Here is a 2,801-nt window from a genome sequence, read left to right as displayed (position 1 = left end):
AGTGGCTAGTCTAACCGCAAGGAGGACGGTCACCACGGCAGGATTCATGACTGGGGTGAAGTCGTAACAAGGTAGCCGTATCGGAAGGTGCGGCTGGATCACCTCCTTTCCAGAGCTCATCGCTCACACGCGTTTAAGCGCTCACACTTGTCGGCTGTAAGAAAGACAGACTCAGGGGTCTGTAGCTCAGTCGGTTAGAGCACCGTCTTGATAAGGCGGGGGTCGATGGTTCGAATCCATCCAGACCCACCAATTTGTCTGCGCGGTGGCTGACTGATAAACCCCTTGAGTATGTATGTGACTGGGGGATTAGCTCAGCTGGGAGAGCACCTGCTTTGCAAGCAGGGGGTCGTCGGTTCGATCCCGTCATCCTCCACCAATCCTCAATGCACAGCGTTCTGCACGAAGCAGAGCCTTTTGCATTGGCGATTGAGCCAGTCAGAGCGGTATGACGCATCACTGCGAAAATATCGGCTGTCGTTCTTTAACAATCAGGAAGAAGTAGTAAAGAGATTCATCCAAAACACACTTAGAGATGGGTGTGGAGTAGGTGAATCAGGGTTGTGATTGTATCAATGTATTTTTAAGTGATCGAAAGATTGCCTTGAAATACGGCGCAACACGAATACTCAACCTGTAGCGGGTGAGCCTCGCATGAGCAATCATGCAACGAGACACACCCGTTATAGGGTCAAGCGAACAAGTGCATGTGGTGGATGCCTTGGCGATCACAGGCGATGAAGGACGCGGTAGCCTGCGAAAAGCGGTGGGGAGCTGGCAAACAAGCTTTGATCCACCGATATCCGAATGGGGAAACCCGGCCCGAATGGGTCATCCTGAGCTGAATACATAGGCTTAGTGAAGCGAACGCGGCGAACTGAAACATCTAAGTAGCCGCAGGAAAAGAAATCAACCGAGATTCCCAAAGTAGTGGCGAGCGAAATGGGACCAGCCTGTACTCTTTATCTGTACCGTCAGCCAAACGCTCTGGAAAGTGCGGCCATAGTGGGTGATAGCCCCGTAGGCGAAGGCGGAATGGAAGAACTAGGTGTACGACAAGTAGGGCGGGACACGTGAAATCCTGTCTGAAGATGGGGGGACCATCCTCCAAGGCTAAATACTCGTGATCGACCGATAGTGAACCAGTACCGTGAGGGAAAGGCGAAAAGAACCCCGGGAGGGGAGTGAAACAGATCCTGAAACCGCATGCATACAAACAGTCGGAGCCTCGCAAGGGGTGACGGCGTACCTTTTGTATAATGGGTCAGCGACTTACATTCAGTGGCAAGCTTAACCGAATAGGGCAGGCGTAGCGAAAGCGAGTCCGAACAGGGCGTCCAGTCGCTGGGTGTAGACCCGAAACCAGGTGATCTATCCATGGCCAGGTTGAAGGCACGGTAACACGTGCTGGAGGACCGAACCCACTAACGTTGAAAAGTTAGGGGATGAGCTGTGGATAGGGGTGAAAGGCTAAACAAACCTGGAAATAGCTGGTTCTCTCCGAAAACTATTTAGGTAGTGCCTCGTGTATCACCTTCGGGGGTAGAGCACTGTCATGGTTGATGGGTCCATTGCGGATTACGTCGCCATAGCAAACTCCGAATACCGAAGAGTGCAATCACGGGAGACAGACATCGGGTGCTAACGTCCGGTGTCAAGAGGGAAACAACCCAGACCGCCAGCTAAGGTCCCCAAATATGGCTAAGTGGGAAACGAAGTGGGAAGGCTAAAACAGTCAGGAGGTTGGCTTAGAAGCAGCCACCCTTTAAAGAAAGCGTAATAGCTCACTGATCGAGTCGTCCTGCGCGGAAGATGTAACGGGGCTAAGCCATATACCGAAGCTGCGGATGCACATTTATGTGCATGGTAGGAGAGCGTTCCGTAAGCCTGCGAAGGTGCGTTGAAAAGCGTGCTGGAGGTATCGGAAGTGCGAATGCTGACATGAGTAGCGATAAAGGGGGTGAAAGGCCCCCTCGCCGTAAGCCCAAGGTTTCCTACGCAACGTTCATCGGCGTAGGGTGAGTCGGCCCCTAAGGCGAGGCAGAAATGCGTAGCTGATGGGAAGCAGGTCAATATTCCTGCACCATTGTGAAATGCGATGGGGGGACGGATCGCGGAAGGTTGTCCGGGTGTTGGAAGTCCCGGTCCTTGCATTGGAGAAGGCGCTTTGGCAAATCCGGGCGCGGGATTCAAGGGTGCGAGGCCATGCTCTTCGGAGCAGAAGCAACTGGAAGTGGTTCCAAGAAAAGCCTCTAAGCTTCAGTTTCACAGTGACCGTACCGCAAACCGACACAGGTGGGCGAGATGAGTATTCTAAGGCGCTTGAGAGAACTCGGGAGAAGGAACTCGGCAAATTGGTACCGTAACTTCGGGATAAGGTACGCCCTGGTAGCTTGATGCGCCTGCGCGCAGAGGGTGAAGGGGTTGCAATAAACTGGTGGCTGCGACTGTTTAATAAAAACACAGCACTCTGCAAACACGAAAGTGGACGTATAGGGTGTGACGCCTGCCCGGTGCCGGAAGATTAAATGATGGGGTGCAAGCTCTTGATTGAAGTCCCGGTAAACGGCGGCCGTAACTATAACGGTCCTAAGGTAGCGAAATTCCTTGTCGGGTAAGTTCCGACCTGCACGAATGGCGTAACGATGGCCACACTGTCTCCTCCCGAGACTCAGCGAAGTTGAAGTGTTTGTGATGATGCAATCTCCCCGCGGCTAGACGGAAAGACCCCATGAACCTTTACTGTAGCTTTGCATTGGACTTTGAACCGGTTTGTGTAGGATAGGTGGGAGGCTGTGAAG

Annotated in this window: 2 tRNA genes and 2 rRNA genes; all 4 read left to right on the top strand. The window is 52.9% G+C overall.

Features of this window, described 5'->3' with window-relative positions:
- A 16S ribosomal RNA gene (locus AB4Y35_RS42070) occupies nt 1–109 on the top strand; the annotation flags it as partial.
- 66 nt (nt 110–175) lie between these two features.
- A tRNA-Ile gene (locus AB4Y35_RS42065) sits at nt 176–252 on the top strand.
- A gap of 51 nt (nt 253–303) precedes the next feature.
- A tRNA-Ala gene (locus AB4Y35_RS42060) sits at nt 304–379 on the top strand.
- Nucleotides 380–689: 310 nt separating this feature from the next.
- Nucleotides 690–2,801, top strand: a 23S ribosomal RNA gene (locus AB4Y35_RS42055); the annotation flags it as partial.

Source organism: Paraburkholderia sp. EG286A, assembly GCF_040965375.1.
Taxonomy (GTDB): domain Bacteria; phylum Pseudomonadota; class Gammaproteobacteria; order Burkholderiales; family Burkholderiaceae; genus Paraburkholderia.
This window is presented reverse-complemented; position numbering and strand designations above follow the sequence as displayed.